Here is a 25,718-nt window from a genome sequence, read left to right as displayed (position 1 = left end):
GCCCATGCCCGTCACCCGAGAAGCCGTCGTCGAAACATTGCGCACCATCAAGGGGCCTGACTTCGAGGGCGACATTGTTTCGCTCGGGCTGGTGTCCGACATCTTCATCGCCGACGCCAAGGTCTTCTTTTCGATCACCGTCCCGGCCGCCCGCGCCCAGGAACTGGAGCCGCTGCGAACCGCCGCCGAGCGCGCCGTGAAGGCGATGCCGGGCGTCTCGGGCGCCGTGGTCGCACTGACGGCGGAAAAGAAGGGCGGCGGCATGGAACGCGCCCCCGCGCCACCGCGGCCGGCGCCCCAGGCGGCCAGACCCGCTCCGCAGCCGGCCCCGGCGTCGCGGCAGTCGGGCAAGCGCGGGGTGCCCGGCGTGGCGTCGATCATCGCAGTCGCCTCCGGCAAGGGCGGGGTGGGCAAGTCGACGACCGCGCTCAACCTCGCGCTCGGGCTGCAGACGCACGGGCTCAGGGTCGGCGTCCTCGACGCCGACATCTACGGGCCGTCCATGCCGAGGCTGCTCGGGCTCTCCGGCCGGCCGGAGACGGTCGACGGCAAGATCCTGAAGCCGATGCAGAAGTTTGGCCTCAAGGTCATGTCGATGGGCTTCCTCGTGGAGGAGGAGACGCCGATGATCTGGCGCGGGCCGATGGTGATGTCGGCCCTCACGCAGATGCTGCGGGAGGTCGAATGGGGCGAACTCGACGTGCTCGTCGTCGACATGCCTCCCGGCACCGGCGACGCGCAGCTGACAATGGCGCAGCAGGTGCCGCTCGCCGGCGCCGTCATCGTGTCTACCCCGCAGGATCTGGCGCTGATCGATGCGCGCAAGGGGCTGAACATGTTCCGCAAGGTGGACGTGCCGCTGCTCGGCATCGTCGAGAACATGAGCTATTTCATCGCCCCCGACACCGGCAAGCGCTACGACATCTTCGGCCATGGAGGCGCCCGCAGGGAGGCGGAGCGGCTCGACGTGCCCTTCCTCGGCGAGGTGCCGCTGGAGATGGCCATCCGCGAAACCTCCGACAGCGGCGCGCCCGTAGTGGTCTCGCAGCCCGACGGTCCGCATGCGAAGATCTACAGGGACATCGCGCAACGCGTCATCGAGCGTCTCGAACAGGAGAAGTCGAGCGACGCCGGACCGGCGATCGTGTTCGAATAGTCCCCGTCAACAACGTCTCGCCGGCGTTTTCGTTAGAAATATTAAATTGTATTTGCTAGTGCTTGCGTGCGCGGTCGCGTCGCAAGTGCATTGATCGATTGCTCGTGCGGCGTCGCGCCAACGAAACTAAGACGCCGAGCGCACTGGACGACGCGTGGGGGGACATCCCGCAATCGTGCCGGCTCGATTGAGATGGGGCTTAAATGGCCGGCCGTGATTTCATACGGCACGTGGCGACGATCGTTTCGATCGATGCGGTCGGGTTCTCGCGCCTGATGGGTATCGACGACGAGGCGGCGGTCGCGATCTTCGAGGAGCGGCGCGACCTCATCGACGCCACCTGCAACAGGTTCGGTGGCCGCATGTTCGGCCCGGCGGGCGACAGCATGATGGCCGAGTTCGGCGCGCCGATCGACGCGCTGCTGGCCGTGCTGGACTTCCAGGACCACATCCGGGCCGCAAACGAGGGCCTGCCGCCGGAGCGGCGCATGGCGTTCCGTGCCGGGATCAACACCGGCCAGGTGATCGTCCGCGACGAGAGCCGGTACGGCGACGACGTCAACATCTCCGCTCGGCTGCAGGAGATCGCGCCGGATGGCGGGGTGGTGATCTCGGAGACCACCTGGCACCACGTCCGCGGACGCGCGGCGGTGAGCTTCGTCGATCTGGGGGAACGGGAGTTCCACAACATCCTTTTGCCCGTGCGCGCCTACCGCGTCGAGCGGGGAACGTCGGCGCGCCCCGAAGGCCAGGATTCGGCGCCCGCGTTCTCCTTCTTCCGCGCCGACGGAAAGGGCGGTCCGCCAGCGGTCGCGGTCCTTCCCTTCCGGATCGATGCGGACGATCCCGAGATCCGCTACATGGGCGAGGGCATCGCCGAGGACATCATCGCAGGGCTTTCCAATACGCGCTGGCTGCCCGTGATCGCCATGAACTCCAGCCGCCAGCTCACCGACGAAGCCATGATGCCGGAAGCGGCCGGACGTGCGCTGGGCGCGCGCTACGTCGTCACCGGCACCCTGTCGCGCAGCGGCAGCACGCTGCGCCTGCGCGCCGCGCTGGACGACGCCTCGACCAACCGCAACATCTGGTCGCGCCGCTACGATCGCGACGCCAGCGAGATGACCGAGATGCAGAGCGAGATCGGAACCGAGATCGTCGCGACGCTGGAAAAGGAAGTCGACCGCATGGAGCAGGCGCGGACCTTCCGCGTCCCCTGGGAGAGCCTGGAGACCTGGCAACTGGTGCGGCGCGGCCGCTGGCACATGCAGCGCCGCACCCGCGAGGACACGCAGATGGCGCTGGACTTCTTCCTCGCCGCCTTCGACCGCGACCCCAATTCGAGCACCGTGCTCGACGAACTCGCCTGGTGGCACTTCTGGCGCGCCTGGGTGAATTTCGGCGGCTCGGGCGACTACCAGAAGGATCTGGAAAAGGTCGTCCACTATTCCCGCAAGGCGCTCTACATGGACAGCCAGGACGCGCGCCCGCACGCGCATCTGGGCATCACCGACATCATGCTGACGCGCCCGGCGAACGCGCTGGAACATCTGGCGGAAGCGCTGCGGATCAATCCGAGCTTCGCCTTCGCGCGCTCCGCCATGGGCAGCGCGCACAATCTGCTCGGCGAGGCGTCGCGCGCCATTCCCCTGTTCCAGGACGCGGAACGGCTGAGCCCGTTCGATCTCTACCGCTTCCACAATCTCGGCGAGCTCGCCTCCGCCTACAGCCATGTGGAGGATTGGCCGGCCGCGGCCGCGGCCGCCGACCGCTCGCTCGCGCTCGCCCCCTCCTACTGGTACGCGCGCTTCCTCAAGGTCGGCGCGCTCGCCCGGATGGGCCGGCGCGAAGAGGCGCGGCGCGAACGATCCCTGCTTCTTGCGCGCGACCCGGACTTCCGCGTCGAACGTGCCGAGGTGATTCCCTTCGCGCGGGCCGAACTCAACCGGTTCCTGATCGACGGATACCTGATGACCGGCGATTGAGTGTATTCCCGGCGGGTTCAAACAAGAACCGCCGTTCTGTGAAGCGTCTCACTTACACCTGGTCGCGAAGGGCTCTAGCTGTCATCCGGGACCAATCGCGGGGACACGGATGTTCACGACGAAATTCTTCGACGGCGTGAAGCGCGCGCAGGCCGGCCAGAAGCCGGTGGCGGAACTGCCGCCCTTCGATCCGGAACGGATGCGCAGCAAGGGGCTGGCCTCGCGCGTGATCGGCTCGCTGGTCGACAACCCGCGCTGGTGGCTGGCGCTGCTGCGGCGCTACCGGCCGATCGCCCGCATCGGCAATTTCGCGCTCATCACCAAGGCGGCCGACGTGCGCGAGGTGTTCGAGCGGCAGGACGTGTTCCAGACCCCGTTCGGGCCCGAGATGGCGGAGATGGCCGGCGGGGCCAACTTCATCCTCGGCATGCAGGACGGCTGCGCCTACCGGACGCTGAAATCGTCCGTGCTCTCCGCCTTTCCTCCGGACGAGGTTGAAAGCCGCGTCCGCCCGATCGCTCGCGCGCATTCGCAGGCGATCATGCGCGGTGCGGTACCGGGCTTCGACGCCGTCGACGGCCTCCTGAAGCGCATTCCCGTGCGCATCTGCCGCGAGTATTTCGGCATGGTCGTGGACGACGAGGAGCAGTTCGCCGACTGGTCGATCGCGCTCAGCGCGCTGTTCTTTTCCGACCCGGCCGGCGACGCCAAGACCCGCGAACTGGCCGTCGTCGCCGCTCATCACATGCGCCAGGCGATCGATCGCTCCATCGACCGCGCCATCGCCGGCGACTGCCCGCCGGACACGCCGCTGGCCCGGCTGGTCGCCATCCACCAGGCCAAGCCCGACACGCTCCGGCGTGACGACATCAAGTCCGTGATGATGGGCATGATCTCCGGATTCGCGCCGACTAACCTGCTGGCGGCCGGCAACTGCCTCGACGTCCTACTCTCGCGCAAGGATGCCTACCACGCGGTGCGCAACGCGGTGGTGGCTGGCGACGACGTAGCGCTCGACCGGGCGATCCTGGAGACGATGCGCTTCAAGCCGATCTTCATCGGCCCGTTCCGCTATGTCGCAAGCGACGCCGTGATCGCGCAGGGCACCTGGCGCGAAAGGAAGCTGAAGGCGGGCATGACTGTCATGCCGTCTATCCTGTCGGCGATGTTCGACGAGGAGACCGTGGCCGATCCGGAGCGGTTCAACCCGGACCGCCCGGCGAAGGACTACATGGTTTACGGCCACGGCATCCACTGGTGCATCGGCTCCGCGATCGCCAAGGTGCAGATCGCCGAATGCATGCGGGCGCTGTTCCAGCGGCCGGACCTGCGGCGCGCGTCCGGTTCGGCCGGCAAGATGAAGCGTCGCGGCGCGTTCCCCGAATCCCTGCATGTCGATTTCGACGTGACCGAGGCGTCGAAGACGGTCGGCCATGCCTTCGTCACTATCGCTGCCAAGGTGCGCGAAGGTGTCGACGCGCAGATGCTGCGGGAGGCGGTCGATAGGCTCGGCAACCCGGCGATGGAAGGAATCAACCGGGCGCTGGACGAGACCGGCATCGTCCACTTCGCCAGCATGTCGGTGATCGGTAGCGCTGATCCGGCGGCCGAGAAGTCCGGCGACCGTCTCGACCTGGTGCTGGAGTTTTCCGCCGATGGCGAGCGCGACGCCGCCATCGCGGCCGTCGCCGAACATGCCGGGAGCCATCTGCGGCCGATCTTCGAGGCCGCCGGCGCGCTCCGTCCGGGGGCCGATCTCGCCGAGTTCATGCGCGGCCACGCGGTGGACGTCGCGCCCGGCATCCACAAAGCGGCGGGGCTCTGCTTCACCGGCACGCCCGGCCATTCCGTGCATCGCATCAAGGCGGAGAGCGCCTTCGAGGAGAGGTTGCGGAACATCCTCGCCACCGACCCGCGCCGGCCGGGCGAAAGCGCCAGCCAGCGGCTGGCACGCCTGCGGGAAACCGTGCTCTTCGCCGGCGGCTTCGAATGGGCCTTCCAGCATGCGTCGCACGGGCTGGAGGGTCCGGAGCGCCCGCTGACGGAAGCGCTCTCGGCCACCTTGAAGAACTGGAAGGTGTGGGGTCCGGCAGCCGTTCTCTGCCTGGGGTTGACGGCACTGCTCTTCGGCTTCGTCTTCGGACCCGTGACCGGCGTTGCGAGCGCCGTCTTCATCCTGCTGGCGAGCTTCGTGCTCGCGTTCATGTCGATCGTCGTCCTGGTCGGGGCGATCGGCGGGGGCGCATACCTGGCCTTGCGCCAGAAGGAAGGTCGCGACGCCGAGAAGGGCGCGCCTCTGCCGCCGGAGCGTTTCGCCCCCATCGCCGATCGCGAGAACCATCACGCCCACAATCACCTGGCGGCCATCTCGGTGATGAAGCCCGGGCTCTTGCGCCGGCTCACTCTGCGGCTGGCATTCGCGGTGATCAAGGGGGCAGCCACGCACGCCTTCCCGCCCGGGCGGCTCTCCGACATCGGCTCGATCCACTATGCGCGCTGGGTGCTTCTGCCGGGAACCAACAAACTGCTCTTCTTCAGCAACTACGGCGGCAGCTGGGGAAGCTACCTCGAAGACTTCATCACCAAGGCCAGCGAGGGCCTGACGGGCGTGTGGAGCAACACGCTCGGCTACCCGAAGACCAGCAACCTGTTCCAGAGAGGGGCGGAGAACGGCGACCTGTTCAAGCTCTGGGCCCGCGAGCAGCAGATCCCGACGCTGTTCTGGTATTCGGCCTATCCCAAGCTCACGACCTTCCACATCCGCAAGAACGCTGCAATCCGCACTGCCTTCGCCTCGGCCGATTCCGACAGCGAGGCCGCCGCGCTCTTCGCCGAGTTCGGCTCGGCGCCGCTGCCCGCGCAGAAACTCGAGAACGAAGAGATCCAGTCGATCTTCTTCGGCGGCATGGGCAAGCTCGGTGAAGCGGAGATGATCGCGCTCTCCATGCCGGAGGATCTGACCGACACCGAGAAGCGGCGCTTCCTCGACCATGTGCTGGCGAACGCCACCTTCGGCGACCGCGTGCCCGAGGAAGACGCCATGGTGGTCGCCCTCGCCGCCGGGGGGCTGCGGAAGCTCGGCCTGGGCGGAGACGGCGCCGTCGCGGGACTTCCGACCGCGTTCGTGCGCGGCATGGCCGCTCCCAACCAGGCTCGCGTGCTGGGCGACGTCGGCGAAAGTGCGGCTGAGAACTGGCTGTGGGGCGCGCCCGACAGCGCCGCCGATGCCGTCGCCGTGTGCTACGCCAGGACGAAGGCCGGGCTGCGGAAGAAGACCGCCGCGATCGCGCGGGTCGCGAAGGCCTCGAGGATGGTGGCGGTCGCGCGCCAGCCGCTCATCATCAAGAAGGATGCCGACGACAACCCGATCGAGCATTTCGGCTTCCGCGACGGCATCTCGCAGCCGATCATCGACGGCACGCCGCGCGCGCGGTCGGCGGGCGACCGGCAGCACCGGGTCGCCGCGGGCGAGTTCGTGCTCGGCTATGCCGACCAGAGCGGCTACGTGCCGACGTCGCTCACCGTGGACGGCGCCACCGATCCGGACGGGTATCTCGCGGGGCTGCCTTCGGCCACGACGCCCGCCGAGGATGCGACGCGCCGGGACTTCGGGCGCAACGGATCGTTCCTCGTCGTGCGTCATCTGGCGCAGCACGTCGACCGGTTCGAGCATTTCTGCCGCGATGCCGCCGAGGCGCTCGGGTCTCCCGAAATCGACGGAAAGCCCACGGAGGAGTGGGTCGGGGCCAAGATGTTCGGTCGCTGGAAGGACGGTTCGTCGCTGGTGCGCAATCCGACCGGCAGCGCCCGCAAGGACGATCCCTCCGCATCCGATCAGCCCGGCGCCAACCGCAGGAGGAGCGTGGCCGACAACGGCTTCCTGTTCGCCAAGGAGGATCCGCAAGGCCTGCGGTGCCCCTTCGGTTCGCATGTGCGCCGCTCCAACCCGCGCGATTCGCTCGGCACCGACACGGACACCCAGATCGCCCTTTCCAAGCGCCACCGGATCCTGCGGATCAGCCGCGCCTGGGAGAGCGAGACCGAGAAGGGCATCCTGTTCATGTGCCTCAATGCCGACATCGAACGGCAGTTCGAATTCGTGCAGCAGACCTGGGTGATGAACCCCAACTTCAACGGCCTGCGCGCCGAGCAGGACCCGCTGGTGGGCAACCAGTCGGCGCCGGGCAACTACACCATCCCCACGCCGGACGGGCCGCTGACGCTGCGGGGGCTGACGGCTTTCGTGACGGTGAAGGGCGGGGGCTACTTCTTCATGCCCGGCAAGCGCTCGCTGCGCTACCTGCGCGCGCTGGCCGGCGAGGCGAATGCCGTCGACCCGTCGACGCTCGGACCAGCCGCGGAGGCGATGGCCGTGGAAGGGGAACTGGTGGACGCGTAGGGGCCTCAGGAGTCCGGGCGCCCGCCGCCGCGGCTCAGTCGCCGGAGGCGGCGCCGATCCGTTCGAGGCCGCGGCCGTTGAGGATCTTGATGGCCCCGCGCTTGACGTCGATGAGCTTGGACTTGCGCAGGTCGGTCAGCGTCTTGTTGACGGATTCCCGCGTCGCGCCGAGGAACTCCGCCAGGTCCGACTGCGAAATGTGGATCCATCCGCCCTCGTCCTTGATGAGGCCCGACAGGAACGAGAGGCGTTTGGCGAGCCGCGCCTCGATCTTGAGGAGGGCCTGGTCGCCGAGTTCGGCGCTGACGTAGCGCAGCCGCGCGCACAACAGGCCAATCATCGTCGTCGCCAGCTTCGGGTGCTGCTCGATGCGGTCGAAGAGCTGGCGGCGCGAGAGGGAGACCAGCGTGGCGTCGGTCATACAGGTCGCGGTCGCGGTGCGGGTGCCGCCGTCGAGCGTGGCGATCTCCCCGAAGACACACTTTTCCGTCTCGAGATTGGCGACGAGCTTGCGGCCGCCTTCCGAATAGAGCGCGATCTCCACCGCGCCCTCGATCACCCCGTAGACACGCTCGGCGACGTCGTCCTGCATGAACAGGTAGTGTCCGGCGCGATAGTGCTCGTGCGTGCAGCCGGCGAACAGCGCATCGAAGATGTCTTCCGTGAGCCTCGCCCGCGGTTGCGGCCGCTCTTCCATTTCCAGCATTTGACTTGCCATGACCCGCTCCAACCGGTATCCGCCATCCTGCCCCGGATGAATGCTTTCTGCCGCTCATGACCCGACTTGTCGGCCGAGTCCAGCGTCTCCGCCGGCGCAAGGAGGATCAGGCGCATGAGCGAAGAAACAGTACTGCACGATCGGCGGGACGGCTACAGCATCCTTTCGCTGAACCGCCCCGAACGTCTCAACGCATTTAATGAATTGCAGCATCGCCAGCTGCGCGCGGCACTGGAGGCGTGCGCGCAGGACGACGACTGCCGCGCCATCGTGCTGACCGGTTCGGGTCGCGGCTTCTGCGCCGGGCAGGATCTTTCCGACCGCGACCCATCGGTCAGCGGCGAAAGGCCGGACCTCGGCAAGACGCTCGAGACCTACTACAACCCGCTGGTCCGGATGATCCGGGGCATGCCGAAACCGGTGATCTGCGCGGTCAACGGGGTGGCCGCGGGGGCGGGCGCCAACGTCGCCTTCGCCTGCGACGTGGTGCTGGCGGCGCGGTCGGCGAAGTTCATCCAGGCTTTCTCGAAGATCGCCCTGGTTCCCGATGCCGGTGGCACCTACTGGCTGACGCGGCTGCTCGGCGAGGCGCGGGCCAAGGCGCTGGCGCTGACGGCGCATCCCCTGCCGGCGCAGGATGCCGCCGACTGGGGCCTGATCTGGAAGGCGGTCGACGACGACAAGCTCATGGACGAGGCTATGGCGCTGGCCGAGACCTTCGCGGCGGGACCCACGAACGCCTACGCGCTCACCAAAAAGGCGATCCACGCCGCCTCGACCAATTCGCTCGACGAACAGCTCGACCTGGAGCGCCAGCTGCAGCGCGAGGCCGGCATGTCGGACGACTACAAGGAAGGCGTCTCGGCATTCCTGCAGAAGCGGGCGCCGAATTATCGCAAAAGGTCTGGCTGACGCCGGCTTGTCTGAAGGCGGGCGTCAGGCGCCGCTGACGATTGCGTTGAACTTCGAGAAGAACTGGCCAGCCAGCTTCTTGGACGTCGATTCGATCAGGCGCCCGCCGAGCTGGGCCATCTTGCCGCCGACGTCCGCCTTGGCCGTGTAGGTCAAAAGGGTCTCGTTGGGACCGGCTTCCTTCAGTTCCACGTCGGCGCCGCCCTTGGCGAAGCCGGCGACGCCGCCCTTGCCCTCGCCCTGGATCGTATAGGAATGCGGCGGGTTCAGGTTGATGAGCTGGACCTCCCCGTTGAAGCGCGCCTTGATCGGCCCGATCTTGAGCGACACAACGGCCGTCAGTTCCGTATCGGACTTCTTCTCCAGGGACTCGCAGCCGGGGATGCACTGCTTCAGGATTTCCGGATCGTTGAGAGCCTCCCAGACCTTGCCGATCGGCGCGCTGATCTTCTCCTCGCCCCCGAGATTCATCGCCATCGTGCCTGCCTCCGCGTTCGGTTAGCGGCGGGAGTAGCGCAGGCGTTGGGGGTTGTCCAGCGCGGCGGCGGCGCCTCGGCTTGCCCATGGCACGCCCGTGCACTATCGCTAGTGCGCCAGGCATGGAGGAAATTATGAGCGGTTCGGACGGTTCAAAAAAACAGGGCACCAAGCTGCGTTCGCAGCAATGGTTCGACAATCCGGCCGATCCCGGTATGACGGCGCTCTATCTCGAGCGCTACCTCAACTACGGACTGACGCGCGAGGAACTTCAGTCTGGCAAGCCAATCATCGGCATCGCGCAGACGGGTTCGGACCTGTCGCCCTGCAACCGCCATCACCTCGAACTCGCAAAGCGGGTCCGTGCCGGCATCGAAGCGGCGGGCGGTATTCCGCTCGAGTTCCCCGTCCATCCAATTCAGGAAACGGGCAAGCGGCCGACGGCGGCGCTGGACCGCAACCTGGCATACCTCTCCCTGGTGGAAGTGCTCTACGGCTACCCGCTCGACGGCGTCGTGCTCACCATCGGCTGCGACAAGACCACGCCGGCCCTTTTGATGGCGGCCGCCACGGTCAACATCCCGGCGATCGCGCTGTCTGTCGGGCCGATGCTCAACGGCTGGTACAAGGGCGAGCGGACCGGGTCCGGAACCATCGTGTGGAAGGCACGCGAGATGCTGGCCGAAGGTCATATCGACGTCGGCCAGTTCATGGACATGGTCGCTTCTTCCGCGCCGTCCGTCGGCTACTGCAACACGATGGGAACGGCCACGACCATGAATTCGCTCGCCGAGGCGCTGGGAATGCAGCTGCCGGGATCGGCCGCCATTCCCGCGCCCTATCGCGAGCGCGGGCAGATGGCCTATCACACGGGAAAGCGCATCGTGGAGATGGTGCACGAGGACCTGAAGCCCTCCGACATCATGACGCGTCAGGCGTTCGAGAACGCGATCGTGGTCAACTCCGCCATCGGCGGATCGACCAACGCGCCGATCCATCTCAACGCCATCGCCCGCCACCTCGGCGTCTCGCTCGACAATGACGACTGGCAACGGGTCGGCCACCACGTGCCGCTGCTCGTCAATCTGCAGCCGGCCGGCGAGTATCTGGGTGAGGACTATCACCACGCCGGCGGGGTTCCGGCGGTCGTGGCCGAACTCATGAAGGCGGGTCTCCTGCCGCATTCCGACGCGCTGACGGTGAACGGCAAATCGCTCGGAGACAATTGCCGCGGGGCGGAAAACCTCGATGAGAAGGTCATTCGCACGGTCGCCTCGCCGATGAAGGAACATGCGGGCTTCATCAATCTGAAGGGCAATCTCTTCGAATCCGCGATCATGAAGACATCCGTGATCTCGAAGGAGTTCCGCGAGCGCTACCTCTCGAACCCGGCCGATCCGGAAGCTTTCGAGGGCAAGGCCGCCGTGTTCGACGGGCCGGAGGACTACCATGCCCGCATCGAGGACCCCGCGCTCGGCATCGACGAGAACACGATCCTGTTCATGCGCGGGACGGGTCCGATCGGCTATCCGGGAGGAGCCGAGGTCGTGAACATGCAGCCGCCGGCCTACCTCCTGAAGAAGGGGATCCACGCGCTGCCCTGCATCGGCGACGGGCGGCAATCGGGAACGTCGGGCTCGCCCTCGATCCTGAACGCCTCCCCGGAGGCAGCCGCCGGCGGCGGGCTTTCGCTGCTGCGCGACGGCGACCGGGTGAGGATCGACCTCAACAAGGGACGTGCCGACATCCTGGTCGACGAGGATGAACTGGCAAGACGCAGGTCCGCGCTTTCGGAGGAGGGGGGATACCGCTTCCCCGCGCACCAGACCCCCTGGCAGGAAATCCAGCGCGGGATGGTCGACCAGCTTTCCGAGGGAATGGTGCTGAAGCCGGCGGTGAAGTATCACCGTATCGCGCAGGAAATGGGCATTCCGCGCAATAACCATTGAAGGCGCGAGCGTTCCCCCGCCGGTGTGATCATCGGCGGATAGCGATAGCGCGCCGCGGAAGGCCGGCGCGTCAGGAGCGCCGGAAGTCGGTCGGGGTCGCTCCCGTCGCCTTGTGGAAGGCGCCGACGAAATGGCTCGCCGACTTGAAGCCGGTCGCGGAGGCGATCTCGCCGACCGGGAGGCGCGTCGTCTTCAGGAGCCGCTTGGCCAGCTCGATCCTGCGCTGCAGGACGTAGGCATAAGGCGGAACGCCGACCCTGGCCTTGAATTCCCGGGCGAAGTGGAAGCGGCTGAGATTCACCACAGCGGCGAGAGCATCGAGTTTGAGATCCGAGACCAGGTTGGCATCGATGTAGTCGAGGACGCGGTTGCGCTGCGTGTCCGAGAGCCCCGGCCTGGGCAGCCCGTCGTAGCGACCATCCCTGACCTGGAGCCGTGCGAGCTCGACGACCGCCAGAACGCCCAAGGTCTCGGCGTAGAGGTCGTCGAGATCGTTTGCCGTGCTTCCAGCGGCCGTCGCGATCGATCGCAGCTTCTCCAGCGTGGACCGCAGCCGCCGATCGTCGAAATAGATCATCGGGACGCCGTCGCCGCCATACAACCGTTGCGTTTCGGCCGAGATGATTTCCGGGTCGAAGTAAAGCGTCGTGAAGCTGTTCTCGCGGGCCTTCGGAGTGGCGAAGCCGGTCGCTCGGCAATGCCGCGGCATGTAGGTGAGGCGGTTCCGCAGGTCCCTTCCCTCGATCGGGGGCAGACCATCGACCTTCATCTCGCCTTCATCCAGGATGAGGTCGTGAAGCGCCAGATAGTGGAGTTCACCGCTGACTTCGAAGGAATAAGGGGTGGGATCGGATATGCGCGTGTGTTCGACCGAAAAGCCGCGCCAGCTCAGTCGCCGCTTCGCCTCCGGCGACGTCCCCGGGATCTCGAACTTGAGTTGAAGTACGGGATTCTCTTCCATCCAGGTCGGAGCGTTTCAGAAGGCGGATCAGTTCGAATCAATGACAACGCTTAACACGCTGCGGTTGTCCGGTACACTGCGCGTCGACCGTCCGTTTGCAAGAAAGAGACGAAGAGGGTGGAACGGAGAAGCGCGGCACACAGGTCCGCGCTTCCGGCGTTCTATCCGCCATTCCGCTCCGATACCTTGGCCGAAAGCTCACGGGCTTCGATCAGGAGGGCGTCGAGTGTCTCGATCCGATTCTTCAATTCGGCCAGTTGCTTCTGGCGCAGGTCGTTCGCCGGCGCCTCGGGGGTGAGGGATTCGATACTGCTGATGGTCTCCAGCGTGTTGCCGACAAAGGCTTCCGCCATATCGGCAATCCGGTCGAGCCATTCCGCTTCTGATATTTCGTTCTCCTCGCCACCGTCTGAAGGCGTGGATGTCATGCCCCGTCTCTAGAATTCCTGCCAGCCGTCGATGTCCTCCGCCGGCTGGAGCTTGCGGGCCGTGGCGGAGCGATGCGCGGCGAAGGAGGCGACCTTCGCCTGCTGGCCGCGGACGTTTCCGTCATGCCTCGGCGGAGTGCGGCGGGGTGCGGTCGGCGCGGACGATCCCTCGCCGAGTTCGAACTTCGCGACCAGCGCGGCCATGCCGTCGGCCTCCCGGGCCAGCGAATGGGCGGCGGCGGTCGATTCCTCGACCATGGCCGCGTTCTGCTGGGTCGTCTGGTCCATCTGGCCGACGGCGACGTTGATCTGGGCGATGCCCGTCGCCTGGTTCTCGGCGGAAGCCGCCATCTCGCCGACCAGCTGGCTGATGCCGCCGAAGGACGAGACGATGCGCATCAGCGCCTCACCCGTGGTACCAACCAGCGAGACGCCGTTCTCGACATGCTCGGTCGAGGTCGAGATCAGCGTCTTGATCTCCTTGGCCGCCTCGGCAGAACGCTGCGCCAGCGCGCGGACCTCCTGCGCGACCACCGCGAAGCCACGACCGGCCTCGCCGGCGCGCGCCGCCTCGACGCCGGCATTCAGCGCCAGAAGATTGGTCTGGAAGGCGATCTCGTCGATGACGCCGATGATCTGGCTGATCTGGTCGGAGGACTTCTCGATCTGCTCCATCGCCGCGATCGCTTGCTGGACGATCTGGCCGCTCTTTTCCGCCTCGCCACGGGTGGTGGAAACGGTCGCATTAGCCGAGCGAGCGCCTTCGGCAGTCTTCTTGACCATGTCGGTCAGTTCGTTGAGCGCAGCCGCCGTCTGCTCCAGGCTTGCCGCCGTCTGCTCCGTGCGCTTCGACAGATCGTCGGAGGCGCGGGTAATCTCGGACGTGCCGTCGCGCACGGCATCGGCGCCGCTGGCGATCGACGACAAAGCGCTGCGAAGGGCGTCGATGGTGCGGTTGAAGTCGACCCGCAAGGCATCGTATTCGGTGGGGAAGCGTTCGGAAATGTCGTGCGTCAGGTTACCGGCGGCGAGGTTCTTCAGTCCGGCGGCGAGCGCTTCCACGACGTGGGTCTGCTCCGCCGCGCGGGCGGCCCGTTCTTCCTCGTTGCGCTTGCGCTCGAACTCGACGGCGCTGACGTCGGAGGCGAACTTGACCACCTTGAACGGCTTGCCGTCCGGCTTGAGCAGCGGGTTGTACGAGGCCTCGATCCACACTTCCTTGCCGCCCTTGCCGAAGCGCTGGAACTTCTGGGCGATGAACTCGCCGCGATTCAGCCGCTCCCAGAACTGACGGTACTCGCCGCTGTTGGCATAGGCCTGGTCGACGAACATGGAGTGATGCTTGCCGACGATCTCCGCTTCCGCATAGCCCATGGCCGAAAGGAAGTTCTGGTTCGCGGCGAGGATCGTTCCGTCGAGGTCGAACTCGATCACAGCTTGAGAACGCATGATTGCGGCGACTTTTGCCTCAAGCTCAGCCACGTGATCGTTGCCGGCCTTGGAACGTCCAAGGCCTCCGAAGAAATTCGCCAATCTAACCCCCTATGGTCGCTTTGGTCCGGTTGCGGTGAAGACACACTTCCGACGATAGAAAGCCGCCGGCGCTTGCCGGGCCGATATCGATCCGGTCAAGTATGATTGCGTGGTCCTATGCACGGAAGATAATCGTGGGGAGTTAACGAATTCCGATAAATTGCTCGCAATGACCGCTTTCGCAAGAAATTAGAAAAAAGTCAGCCGCGGAGGCAGTTCGGAGCTAGAATCCCCTGCTTTCGATTCCATCTACGTAGCGGAGGTTTCGCCGGATCACTCCCGATTCATCGACAAGGCCCGCCCCGTATCCCGCTCTTCGGACATCACGGTTTCGACGAGAACCGCAGTCGAAGTCTGAGGGGCTGGAATTCAGTGTCCCATCGCTGCGCGGGAGAGCTGGATGTTCTCGAAGCGCGCGCGCAGACGGTCGTCGAGGGCCTTGATCACGTGGCGGGGAAAGTGGGTCGACAGGATGCGGCGCTTCTCCGCGATGGCGCGCTCCAGGATATCCGGGCGGCCCTTCTCGACCCACTCCTTGGGCGAGAAGCGGTCGGCGACGGCAGGGTAGAAGTACTCGGTCTGCATGAGTTTCAGGGTCTGGGCATGGCCGAGATAGTGCCCCGGCCCGTTCAGACAGACGTCGGCGATGCTGTCGACGGAGAGCGCCGCGTCGCTGACCTCGATGCCGCGCACGCAGCGCAGGCACTGGCCGAGCATGTCGTTGTCGATGATCAGGCTTTCGAGGCAGAACCCGAGCAGAGAGGCGTGCATGCCGGCCGACTCGTAGACCAGGTTGAGCCCGGACAGTCCGGCCATCACGTTGGTGATGCCCTTTTCGTAGCCGGCCTGGATGTCCGGCATCTTGGAATCCGCCATCCCTGCCGCTGACCCGCCGGGAAGATCGTAGAACTGCGCCATCTGGGCACAGGCGGCGGTCAAGAGCGCCTGTTCGCCCGACCCGCCCGACATGGCGCCGGTCCGAAGATCCGAAACGAAGGGCCATGTGCCGAAGATCGCCGGGTGCCCCGGCTTGAGCGCATTCACGTAGACCAGCCCGGCGAGGACCTCCGCCACGGCCTGCACGACGGCGCCGGCGATGGCCGCCGGTGCGGTGGCCCCGGCCTGGCCCGCCGACAGGAGCAGGATCGGAATGCCGCCCTCGACGCAGGCTTCAAGCACGCCGCAGGCGTCCTCGGCGAATTTCATCGGCGGAACGACGAAGCAGTTGGAATTGGAGACGAAGGGACGGGCGCGGAAATTCTCCTCGCCCCCGGCGATGGCGTAGAGCATTTCCAGCGCGGGGGCGACATTCTCGCGCACGGTGAAGGACGTGCCGACATGCTTGGTCGTGCCGGTCACGCAGGCGTAGAGCGTATTGAAATCCATGTCGAGCGGATCGACCACGTCCCGCGGCACCATCGGCCGCTGGAAGAAGTGGATGTTGTCCATCAGGTCGACGATGCGCGCGGCGTCGTAGATGTCCTGGAGCAGGGATTCGCGATATTCGCGCTTCTCGACGTCCACGACATGCACCGCGGCGCCGGCGGTGCCGTAGTGCACCTTCTTGCCCTGCACGAGCATGTCGTGTTTCGGATCCTGCCCATAGAGCGTGAACTGGCGGGGGGCGTTGCGGATCGTCTCCAGCACCAGGTTGCGCGGGAAGCGGATGCGTCCGTCCGTACCGTATTCGGCACCGACCCTAGTCAGCGCCTCGATGCAGGAGGGAATGGCGTTGGCAAAGCCGACCGTCTCCAGGACGGTCAGGACCGCCTCGTGGATGCGCTCGAGATCGTTGCGGGACAGGACGCCGAGCTTTCCGCCCTCCATGCCGGGGCGTATCGGCCTCACATCGGCGGCAAGAGGAGCCGCCCGCATGGCGCGACGCGCCTCGCGTCCACCTGAGCGGCGCGAACGCTGCTCGATCGAACCGCTGTCTTCAGCCAGCACAGGCATTCCGCTACTCCCGCAATCCCCGTCCAACCGAAGCCGGAATCTCTTGTTCCGGTCACATCGGTGCAAGGCAAACTATGCTGTTGCCTGCGGACGCGCGGTTGGGCCACGGAATGCCGGGCTCTGGTCCAATTATGCCAGATTTGGGAGGCGCGGACGATCAGGCGGCCGCGGGACGACGGCCCGCCGCGGTCGCGAGTTCGCGGATGCCCGGCTCGATGTGCTGGAGTGCGATAGAAGAGATGCCGAGCCGCATGAATCGGCGCGGTGCGTCGCCCGCGTCGAAGAAGCGCGCGCCGGGCTCGACCAGCACGCTGCGGGTGGCGGCGTGCTCGGCAAGCTTGCCGGCGTCGGTGCCCTGCGGCCCCTCGAGCCAAACGGACGTGCCGCCGGCCGAATCCGCCGCGCGCCACTCGGGCAGGAAGGCCGAGATCGCCTGGACCAATCGTTTGCGCCTTTCGGCGAAGGCGTTCGACAGCTTGCGCACCAGCGCGTCGTGGTGGCCGAGCGACAGGAAGAGCGCCACCGCGCGCTGGTTGTTGGCCGGCGGATGGCGCAGCATGAAGCGCCGCAGCGCCCTGAGTTCCGCGATGAGATCGGCCGAGGCGACGATGTAGCCGAGCCGCAGGCCCGGCGCGAGGGTCTTCGACATGGAGCCGACATGGATGACACGACCGGCGCGATCGAGGCTCTTCAGGGCCTGCTGCGGCGCTTCGTCGATCAACTGGCTGTCGTAGCCGTCCTCGATGATGATCTGGTCGTTGCGGGCGGCGAGCGACAGGAGTTCGCGGCGACGATCCTCCGACAACGGCACCATTGTGGGGCAATGGTGGCTCGGCGTGACGAAGACGAAGCCGCTTTCGGCTGGGATCTCACGGGCGACGATGCCGTGCTGGTCGACGCGGACGGGATCGATGTCGGCACCGGCCAGCCGGAAGATCGAGCGGGCGTCGGGATAGCCGGGATCCTCCATTGCCACGCGCGAGCCCTTGGCCATCAGGAGCATGGCGAGCATGTAGATTGCGTTCTGGGCGCCCAGCGTCACGATGATCTCGTCGGGATTGGCGAAGATGCCGCGGCGGGGCAGCAGCCGCGCCTGGATCTGCTCGATCAGCAGCGGGTCGTCGCGGTCGACCATGTCGGCCGCCCAGTTGCGGATTTCCAGAACCGCCAGCGCCATGCGGTTGCACTCGCGCCATTCGGCCGTGGGAAACAAGCCCGGATCGAATTGCCCGTAGACGAAGGGATAGGAGGACTTGATCCAGTTCTCCATCTTCATCGGCGGTGGCATGTCGCTCGCTGCAATCCGGCGGCGCGCCTTCCAGTTCAGGCCAGGCGCGTTGTTGTCCTGCTTCGGCGCCGGCTTGGAGGGGGAGGTCAGGACGTCCGGGTTGACGAAGTGGCCGCGCCGCTCGCGCGCGATCAGAAAGCCCTGGTCGACGAGTTGCTGGAAGGCGAGAACCACAGTGCCGCGCGCGACGCCGAGCTTTTCGGCGAGGATACGGCAGGAGGGCAGGGGCATGGATGCGGCGATCTGCCGGTCGAGGATCGCCGCCACGATGGCCTGCCTGATCTGTGCCTGAAGGGTCTGGCCGGAATCCGGCGAGATGGTGAACAGGCCGGACCAGATGGCTGAATCGCTTCTTGCGGGCATTTTGTCGCTCCTTGTGTCGAACACTAAACATGTGAACCGTCTGCGACAAGGCTGGTCCAACCCGTTGCGCCACGGATTCTTGTCTCCATGGCAATTATGCCACGGCGGTATGACCGCTGGGTCAGGAGCGCCGAAGGGCAGGCTTCTTTTCGGGCGCGGATTGCTCTATCCGTGACCGACCAGCCGAGAGGAACCGCCGTGAACAGGACCGCCTTCTCCCGCGTGCTTGCTGAGCTCGATACGCACGCCGCCCATCTCGCGCCGGAGGATCTGCGCTCGGCGTTCGAGACGGACCCGGGCCGCTTCGGACGGTTCTCGCTACGGCTCGACGACCTGCTTCTCGACTGGTCGAAGACGTCGGTCGACGACCGCGCGATGGATCTGCTCGCGCGTCTCGCGGAGGCGGCGGACGTGGAAGCCCGCCGGGACGCGATGTTTGCCGGCGATCCCATCAATTCCACCGAAGGCCGCGCCGTGCTGCACGTGGCGCTGCGCGCGCCGCGCGAGGCGAAGTTCGAGGTGGACGGCCGCAACGTGGTTCCCGACGTGCACGAGGTGCTCGACCGCATGGCGGCGTTCGCACAGGCCGTGCGGTCCGGCGAGGCCAGGGGCGCGACGGGCAAGCCGATTGCTGACGTCGTCAATATCGGCATCGGCGGTTCCGATCTCGGGCCGGCAATGGCGACGCTGGCGCTCGCGCCCTACCACGACGGTCCGCGCGCGCATTTCGTCTCGAACGTCGACGGCGCGCATGTCCACGACGTGCTGAAGGGCCTCGATCCGGCGACGACGCTGGTCATCGTCGCATCGAAGACCTTCACGACCGTCGAGACCATGACCAACGCCGCGACGGCGCGCCGGTGGATCGAGCAGGCGCTCGGCGGTGAGGCGGTCGGCGCGCATTTCGCCGCCGTGTCGACGGCGCTCGACAAGGTCGGCGAATTCGGCATCGCGCAGGAGCGCGTCTTCGGTTTCTGGGACTGGGTCGGGGGGCGCTATTCGCTCTGGTCGGCGATCGGCCTGCCGATCATGCTGGCGGTGGGGCCGGAGCGCTTCCGCGACTTCCTCTCCGGCGCGCACGCCATGGACGAGCATTTCCGTTCGGCGCCGCTTCTCGAGAACATCCCGGTCGTGCTGGGGCTGGTCGGCTTCTGGCACCGCGTGGTGCGCCGCTATCCGGCACGCGCGGTGATCCCATACGACCAGCGGCTCGCGCGTCTGCCGGCCTATCTGCAGCAGCTCGACATGGAATCCAACGGCAAGTCGGTGACGATCGGCGGCGAGAACGTGCGCGGCCCGACCGGGCCGCTGGTGTGGGGCGAGCCGGGCACGAACGGGCAGCACGCCTTCTTCCAGCTGCTGCACCAGGGCAGCGACGTCATTCCGGTCGAGTTCATCGCGGCCGCGCTCGGCCACGAGCCGGACCTGCGCCACCAGCACGAACTCCTGCTCGCAAACTGCCTGGCGCAATCGGAAGCGCTGATGAAGGGTCGCTCACTCGATGAAGCGCGCGAGCAGATGCTCGCCAAAGGAACGGACGCCGCCAAGGTGGACGCGATCGCGCCGCACCGCGTCTTTCCCGGCAATCGGCCGTCGATCACCATCCTCCATCGTCTGCTCGACCCATTCGCGCTCGGCCGGCTGATCGCGCTCTACGAGCACCGCGTCTTTGTCGAGGCGCAGCTTTTCGGCATCAACGCCTTCGACCAGTGGGGCGTGGAACTGGGCAAGGAACTCGCCACCGCCCTGTTGCCCGTCGTTCAGGGGAAGAAGGATGCCGCGGCCAGCGACGCATCGACCGCCGGGCTGGTGGAGCATCTGCGCGGACTGGCGGAGACCGGACGCGCGTGACCATCAAGGGTATCCTCTTCGACAAGGACGGCACGCTCGTCGACTTCAACAGGACCTGGCACGCCATCGGCGATCAGCTCGCGCTCGAGGCGGCGGGCGGCGACCGCGACAAGGCCGACAATCTCATGGATCTGGCCGGCTACGACTTTTCGACCCGCCGGTTCCGCCCGGACTCCGTCTTCGCGGCAGGCACCAACGCCGACATCGTGGCGCTGTGGTATCCCGACATCGCACCCCGCCTGCGCAAGGGGCTGGTCGAGCGGTTCGACAGCTTCACCGCCAACGAAGGCGCCCTGCGCGCCGTGCCTCTGGAAGGCGTGCTGGATGCGCTCGCGGCCCTGCACGGCAAGGGCTACAGGATGGCGGTCGCGACCAACGATTCCACCGCCGGCGCCTCGCAGACGCTGCTGATGCTTGGCATCTCACACATGTTCGTCGCCGCTTACGGATACGACGCTGTCGCGCGGCCGAAGCCGGCGCCGGACACCGTCCAGGCCTTCTGCGACCTTACCGGCCTGAAGCCGCGAGAGGTCGCGATGGTCGGCGACAACCGGCACGACCTGGAGATGGCGCGCGCCGCCGGGGCCGGGCTGGCGGTAGCGGTGCTGTCGGGCACGGGCACGCGAGAGAGACTGGAACCGATGGCCGACGCCGTGCTGAACTCGGTGGTGGATTTGCCGGCGTATCTTGCGGGGTGAGAGGTCTTGGCGGGCTGGATTTTCCGCGGAGGGGCCGCCGTTCGCGGCAGGCCGACCTCTGCGCCACCTGAAGGCGGTGGAATCATGCTCGGCTCATACCGACGGCGTATCGGCATGGGCGGTCGAAGGAGAGTCTACTTGAACTCAAGCGTGTTGATTCTTCCGATCAAATCGCTGTCCAAATTCAGCATGGCTTCCGCGACATCCACATGTCCTTTAGCGATGGCCAGAGCTGACATTGCCGACAATAGCGTAGCTTGATCCCAAGCATCATTTCGATGGAGGCTCACGATCTCGCCCAGTCCTGCCAGAGCGCGGTGATAGTCGTCGGCGCATTCGGCTGGGATATCGGGCCCTCGACCCGCTCTCCGCGCGACTTCAATTGCCGCAGGTAGCTCGAAGAACGAAAAGTCGATGGGCGTTCGCGTTTCGGCTGCGATTTCCACTATGTGCGGAACAGCTGCATAAGAGGCTGTAAGAACGTCACCTTGGTGGCAGAGGCACGACCAGAGGCTATACCACGGCTCGTCCTGATAGTTTTTCTTCGGACCAGTCGTTGCGCGCAATTCTCTCAGCAGCCGTGGAACGTTCTCCGCGCACCCGTATGCGTGTTGCAGGTACCCCCATCTGTGGTCTTCAAGCGAGAGCACGGGGGTAACCCACCTTTCATAGCCCGGCGATCGAGCACCGCCGTTCTGTGGACACGACCGATATCCCGCTCAGCCCCGCAACTCACGCCGCAGTATCTTCCCCACGTTCGTCTTGGGCAGTTCCGTACGGAACTCGATCTGCTTCGGCCGCTTGTAGCCCGTCAGCTTGTCCTTGCACCAGGCGCGGATGTCGTCGGCGGTGAGCGCCGGGTCCTTCTTGACGATGAAGACCTTCGGCACTTCGCCCGAGTGCTCGTCCGGCACGCCGACGGCAGCGACCTCGAGCACGCCGGGATGGCCGGCGATGACGTCCTCGATCTCGTTGGGATAGACGTTGAAACCGGAGACCAGGATCATGTCCTTCTTGCGGTCTACGATCTTGACGAAGCCGTCCTCGTTCATGAAGCCCATGTCGCCGGACTTGAAGAAGCCGTCGGGAGCCATGACCTTTGCGGTCTCGTCGGGGCGGTTCCAGTAACCGGCCATCACCTGCGGCCCGCGGATGCAGATCTCACCAACCTCGCCGAGTGGCAGGTCGGCGCCGTCCTCGTCGCGGATGACGATCTCGGTCGAGGGGATCGGCAGGCCGATCGTTCCGGTGAATTCGTCCGCATCGAAGCGGTTGCCCGTGGCGACCGGCGAGGTCTCGGACAGGCCGTAGCCCTCGGCGATCACCAGCCCCGTCAGCTTCTTCCAGCGCTCGGCCACCGGACGCTGCACGGCCATGCCGCCACCGAAGGTCAGCACCATCGACGAGAAGTCGAGCTTCTGGAAATCCTCGTTGTTCAGGAGGGCGTTGAAGAGCGTGTTCAGGCCCGGGAAGATGTTGATCTTGTACTTCTGGAACTCCTTGACCAGCGCCGGGATGTCGCGCGGGTTGGGCACCAGGATGTTCTGCGCGCCCTGTTCCATGCCCATCAGCGCGTTCACCGTGAGCGCGTAGATGTGGTAGAGCGGCAGGGCGCAGAGGTAGACAGGCCGGTCCGGCCGCGGCCTCTTGGCGTAGGCCGCCTCGACCCAGAGCGCGTTCTGGGCGACGTTCGCCAGAACGTTGCGATGCAGCAGCGTCGCGCCTTTCGAGACGCCGGTCGTGCCGCCGGTATATTGCAGGAAGGCGACATCGTCGGGGCCCACTTCGACCGGCTTCAGGCTCGCGGCAGCGCCAGCCTTCATGGCTTCGTTGAACTTCACGTGCCCCGGCAGTGACCAGGCCGGCACCATCTTCTTGACGCGGCGGACGACGAGATTGACGATCAACCCCTTGAGGCCGAGCATGTCGCCCATCGAGGCGACGATGACGTGCTTGACTTTCGTGCGTGCGACGACCGCCTGAAGGACGGAGGCGAAATTCTCCAGGATCACGATCGCCTCGGCGCCGGAATCGTTGAGCTGGTGTTCGAGTTCGCGGGCCGTGTAGAGCGGGTTGACGTTCACCACGGTGCAGCCGGCACGCAACGTGCCCATCATCGCGACCGGATACTGCAGCACGTTCGGCATCATCAGCGCCACGCGCGCGCCCTTGGCGAGACCCTTGGACTGGAGGAAGGCGCCGAAATCGGCGGAAGCTTTTTCCACCTCCGAATAGGAGATGGATTTGTCCATGCAGGTGAAGGCGGGGCGATCCGGATACTTTCGGCAGGACTGGACGAGAAGCTCGCCGATCGAATTCGCCGGGAGCCCGGCGATGTCGGCGGGGATGCCCTGCGGATAGCTTTTCAGCCAAGGGCGATGGACGACCTGCGCCGCCCCGTTGTTCGTGGCCATTCCTTGCCTCCCGAGCGATTGCCGGCGATGCAGCCAGTCACTGTCTGGGCGCACGCCATTCTTCCACCGATCCTCTTGCCGGCGTATCTCACCGTATCTAGGAGCAATGCCGAAGGCCGCGCAAGTCTTACCCTAACGTAAGCGTAAGCCTTTTCCTGCCCGAAGCTGCTTCAAGGGGCGCTATTGGCCGAACCCCTCGTGGTTCGAGAGGAATTCCAGCTCTTCCGGCGTGCTGTCGCGTCCAAGTATCCGGTTCCGGTGCGGGAACCGGCCGTATCTTGCAATGATGTCGCGGTGCTCGATGGCGAACTTCAGGCTGTTTTCGTTGCCGAGATCGTGGAACAGCTTCACGCAGAGTTCCTGGTCCGACAGCACCTCCGAATGCATCAGCGGCATGTAGAGGAACTGCTTCTCGTCCGGCCCGAACCCGGAATCGTATTCCCGCGAGATGGCCCCCTGGGTGATCGCGATCGCGACCGGGTCTCCAAGGAAAGCCTCGGGGGTTCCCCGGTGGATCTGGCGCGGGAACTGGTCGAGAGCGATGACCGCGGCGAGCGCTGTACGGGGGTCGCCGAGATGGTCCTCGGCCCGGGTGCCGAGCAGGTTCGTGCAGAGCGGGAGGAAACGGGAGCGGATCTCCGCGTCGAATTCGTCGCTGCCGGCGAACCAGTCCTCCTTCCCGTGCTCGACGAACCAGAATGTCAGGATTTCCTCAGGCGTCCATTGCATGCAAGCGATCCGATCTCGTTTGTCGTCCAATCGATCCAGTTAGGATACGCATGCCGCAATTGCAAAGCACGGAGCACTTCCTCGGGAGGGGCGGATGCGGGCCGTGCGTATGCCGGCGACCAGGGCGACCTTCCGTAGCGACAGCGCCGCAGGGGAGTTTTCTTGGCGATCAAACGGTGCTTATATGCCGCCTTCCACGGGCCGGGGCACAACGGTTCCGGCCAAAAAGACACGGGAGTATCAAACATATGAAAAGGTTCAGTTTCGCGGCCGCTCTGCTGGCCGCGACGGTGTTGAGCGGCGCGGCAAGCGCGAAGACCCTGGTCTATTGCTCGGAAGGTTCGCCGGAAGGCTTCGACCCCGCGCTCTACACGGCCGGTACCACCTTCGACGCCTCCTCACGCCCGGTCTACAACCGTCTCGTCGAGTTCACGCCGGGCACGACCCAGATCGAACCTGGTCTGGCCGAGAGCTGGGAAGTCTCCGACGACGGGCTGGAATACACCTTCAAGCTTCGCCCGGGGGTCAAGTTCCAGTCCACCGACTTCTTCTCGCCCTCGCGCGACATGAACGCCGATGACGTCATCTACTCGTTCGAGCGCCAGCTGAACGCCGACAACCCGTGGAACCAGTACGTTGCCGGCGCCGCCTGGGAATACTTCAACGGCATGGGCATGCCCGACCTGATCAAGTCGATCGAGAAGGTCGACGACATGACGGTGAAGTTCACCCTCAACAAGCCTGAAGCGCCGTTCCTGGCCAATCTCGGCATGGACTTCGCCTCCATCATGTCGAAGGAATACGCCGACAAGCTGGAAGCCGACGGCAAGATGGACCAGCTCAACCAGATGCCGCTGGGCACCGGTCCCTTCGAGTTCGTGAACTACCAGCAGGACGCGGTGATCCGCTATCGCGCCAACGAGGACTACTGGAAGGGCAAGGAGGCGATCGACGATCTCGTCTTCGCCATCACGACCGACGCGGCGGTGCGCCTGCAGAAGCTGCAAGCCGGCGAGTGCCACATCTTCCCGTATCCGAATGCCGCGGACGTCGAGTCCATGAAGTCCAATCCGGACCTGACGGTGATGGAGCAGGAAGGCCTCAACGTCGCCTATCTCGCCTACAACACCACCCAGGCGCCCTTCGACAAGACCGAGGTGCGCAAGGCGCTGAACATGGCGATCAACAAGGAAGCGATCGTCGACGCCGTGTTCCAGGGCGCGGCCACGCCGGCCAAGAACCCGATCCCGCCGACGATGTGGTCCTACAACGATGCCATCCAGGACGATCCGTACGATCCGGAAGCGGCCAAGAAGATGCTCGAGGAAGCCGGCGTCACGGACCTCAAGATGAAGGTATGGGCGATGCCGGTGGCGCGCCCCTACATGCTCAACGCGCGCCGCGCAGCCGAACTCATCCAGTCTGATCTGGCGGCGGTCGGCGTCGAAGCCGAGGTCGTCTCCTACGAATGGGCGGAGTATCTCTCGCGCTCCAAGGAGAAGGACCGCGACGGCGCCGTGATGCTCGGCTGGACCGGCGACAACGGCGACCCGGACAACTTCCTCCACACCCTGCTCGGCTGCGACGCCGTCGGCGGCAACAACCGCGCGCAGTGGTGCAACGAGGAGTTCGACGACCTCGTCAACAAGGCCAAGACCACGACCGACAAGGACGAGCGCACCAAGCTCTACGAACAGGCGCAGGAGGTCTTCAAGCGCGAGGCGCCGTGGGCCACGATCGATCACAGCCTGGTCGTGATGCCGATGCGCAAGGAAGTGCAGGGCTATGTGATGAGCCCGCTCGGCCAGCACAGCTTCTCCGGCGTCGACCTCGCCGAATAAGCTGTAGGTGAAACGGGCTGCGGGGGCGATCGCGACGCGAGCGCCCCCGCTGCTTTTGTGCTA

The 25,718-nt window shown here is 65.8% G+C and carries 18 protein-coding genes; 8 read left to right on the top strand and 10 right to left on the bottom strand.

The features are described 5' to 3' along the window. Positions 1-4 precede the first annotated feature (4 nt). The 3 genes from BSQ44_RS20835 (at position 5) to BSQ44_RS20825 (ending at position 7,540) form a co-directional block, all read left to right on the top strand. Positions 5-1,156: an Mrp/NBP35 family ATP-binding protein gene (locus tag BSQ44_RS20835; RefSeq protein WP_072607009.1), complete on the top strand. Its 1,152-nt coding sequence runs from the start codon at positions 5-7 to the stop codon at positions 1,154-1,156. 203 nt (positions 1,157-1,359) lie between these two features. After that, positions 1,360-3,141 (top strand): adenylate/guanylate cyclase domain-containing protein, encoded by a 1,782-nt coding sequence (locus tag BSQ44_RS20830; protein WP_072607008.1) that lies wholly within the window; start codon positions 1,360-1,362, stop codon positions 3,139-3,141. A 109-nt stretch (positions 3,142-3,250) separates the two neighbouring features. Beyond that, positions 3,251-7,540, top strand: coding sequence for a cytochrome P450 (locus BSQ44_RS20825; RefSeq protein WP_072607007.1), 4,290 nt, complete (start codon positions 3,251-3,253; stop codon positions 7,538-7,540). A gap of 34 nt (positions 7,541-7,574) precedes the next feature. On the opposite strand, the gene BSQ44_RS20820 is transcribed toward BSQ44_RS20825, so the two are convergent. Continuing rightward, the gene (locus BSQ44_RS20820) at positions 7,575-8,258 is read right to left on the bottom strand and encodes a Crp/Fnr family transcriptional regulator (protein WP_072607006.1); all 684 of its coding nucleotides are present in this window, start codon (positions 8,256-8,258) and stop codon (positions 7,575-7,577) included. 114 nt (positions 8,259-8,372) lie between these two features. On the opposite strand from BSQ44_RS20820, the gene paaG reads away from it, so the two are divergent. Next, the gene (paaG, locus tag BSQ44_RS20815; protein WP_072607005.1) at positions 8,373-9,170 is read left to right on the top strand and encodes a 2-(1,2-epoxy-1,2-dihydrophenyl)acetyl-CoA isomerase PaaG; all 798 of its coding nucleotides are present in this window, start codon (positions 8,373-8,375) and stop codon (positions 9,168-9,170) included. Between the two features lie 24 nt (positions 9,171-9,194). Here paaG and BSQ44_RS20810 read toward each other — a convergent pair whose 3' ends face one another. Next, entirely contained in the window at positions 9,195-9,647 is a 453-nt protein-coding gene (locus BSQ44_RS20810; protein ID WP_072607004.1) for a CoxG family protein, read from the bottom strand. Positions 9,648-9,781: 134 nt separating this feature from the next. On the opposite strand from BSQ44_RS20810, the gene BSQ44_RS20805 reads away from it, so the two are divergent. Beyond that, positions 9,782-11,596 (top strand): IlvD/Edd family dehydratase, encoded by a 1,815-nt coding sequence (locus tag BSQ44_RS20805; protein ID WP_072607003.1) that lies wholly within the window; start codon positions 9,782-9,784, stop codon positions 11,594-11,596. A 70-nt stretch (positions 11,597-11,666) separates the two neighbouring features. Here BSQ44_RS20805 and BSQ44_RS20800 read toward each other — a convergent pair whose 3' ends face one another. The 5 genes from BSQ44_RS20800 to BSQ44_RS20780 all read right to left on the bottom strand — a co-directional run bounded on the left by BSQ44_RS20800 (position 11,667) and on the right by BSQ44_RS20780 (position 18,122). Next, on the bottom strand, positions 11,667-12,557 hold the full coding sequence (locus BSQ44_RS20800) for a helix-turn-helix domain-containing protein (RefSeq protein WP_072607002.1): 891 nt from the start codon (positions 12,555-12,557) through the stop codon (positions 11,667-11,669). A gap of 161 nt (positions 12,558-12,718) precedes the next feature. Continuing rightward, positions 12,719-12,985: a hypothetical protein gene (locus BSQ44_RS20795; protein WP_072607001.1), complete on the bottom strand. Its 267-nt coding sequence runs from the start codon at positions 12,983-12,985 to the stop codon at positions 12,719-12,721. Positions 12,986-12,994: 9 nt separating this feature from the next. Beyond that, positions 12,995-14,434: a methyl-accepting chemotaxis protein gene (locus tag BSQ44_RS20790; protein WP_083535031.1), complete on the bottom strand. Its 1,440-nt coding sequence runs from the start codon at positions 14,432-14,434 to the stop codon at positions 12,995-12,997. A 453-nt stretch (positions 14,435-14,887) separates the two neighbouring features. After that, positions 14,888-16,471, bottom strand: a complete 1,584-nt coding sequence (locus tag BSQ44_RS20785) for a trimethylamine methyltransferase family protein (protein ID WP_072606999.1) — start codon at positions 16,469-16,471, stop codon at positions 14,888-14,890. A 157-nt stretch (positions 16,472-16,628) separates the two neighbouring features. Further along, positions 16,629-18,122, bottom strand: a complete 1,494-nt coding sequence (locus tag BSQ44_RS20780) for an aminotransferase-like domain-containing protein (RefSeq protein ID WP_072606998.1) — start codon at positions 18,120-18,122, stop codon at positions 16,629-16,631. Between the two features lie 198 nt (positions 18,123-18,320). On the opposite strand from BSQ44_RS20780, the gene pgi reads away from it, so the two are divergent. Together pgi and BSQ44_RS20770 are read left to right on the top strand one after the other, a co-directional pair. After that, positions 18,321-19,973 carry a glucose-6-phosphate isomerase gene (gene pgi, locus BSQ44_RS20775; RefSeq protein WP_072606997.1) on the top strand — a complete coding sequence of 551 codons (1,653 nt, stop codon included), beginning with the start codon at positions 18,321-18,323 and terminating at the stop codon, positions 19,971-19,973. Beyond that, positions 19,970-20,671: an HAD family hydrolase gene (locus BSQ44_RS20770; protein ID WP_072606996.1), complete on the top strand. Its 702-nt coding sequence runs from the start codon at positions 19,970-19,972 to the stop codon at positions 20,669-20,671. The genes pgi and BSQ44_RS20770 overlap by 4 nt, the downstream gene beginning before the upstream one ends. A 134-nt stretch (positions 20,672-20,805) precedes the next feature. On the opposite strand, the gene BSQ44_RS20765 is transcribed toward BSQ44_RS20770, so the two are convergent. From BSQ44_RS20765 to BSQ44_RS20755, 3 genes are all read right to left on the bottom strand, one after another. Next, the gene (locus tag BSQ44_RS20765; protein WP_235633279.1) at positions 20,806-21,237 is read right to left on the bottom strand and encodes a hypothetical protein; all 432 of its coding nucleotides are present in this window, start codon (positions 21,235-21,237) and stop codon (positions 20,806-20,808) included. 153 nt (positions 21,238-21,390) lie between these two features. Next, on the bottom strand, positions 21,391-23,085 hold the full coding sequence (locus BSQ44_RS20760) for a long-chain fatty acid--CoA ligase (protein ID WP_072606994.1): 1,695 nt from the start codon (positions 23,083-23,085) through the stop codon (positions 21,391-21,393). Between the two features lie 180 nt (positions 23,086-23,265). After that, positions 23,266-23,814: a DUF924 family protein gene (locus tag BSQ44_RS20755; RefSeq protein ID WP_072606993.1), complete on the bottom strand. Its 549-nt coding sequence runs from the start codon at positions 23,812-23,814 to the stop codon at positions 23,266-23,268. A 248-nt stretch (positions 23,815-24,062) separates the two neighbouring features. On the opposite strand from BSQ44_RS20755, the gene BSQ44_RS20750 reads away from it, so the two are divergent. Then, on the top strand, positions 24,063-25,655 hold the full coding sequence (locus BSQ44_RS20750; protein ID WP_072606992.1) for an ABC transporter substrate-binding protein: 1,593 nt from the start codon (positions 24,063-24,065) through the stop codon (positions 25,653-25,655). Positions 25,656-25,718 lie beyond the last annotated feature (63 nt).

It is taken from the genome of Aquibium oceanicum, assembly GCF_001889605.1.
GTDB classification, from domain to species: domain Bacteria; phylum Pseudomonadota; class Alphaproteobacteria; order Rhizobiales; family Rhizobiaceae; genus Aquibium; species Aquibium oceanicum.
This window is presented reverse-complemented; position numbering and strand designations above follow the sequence as displayed.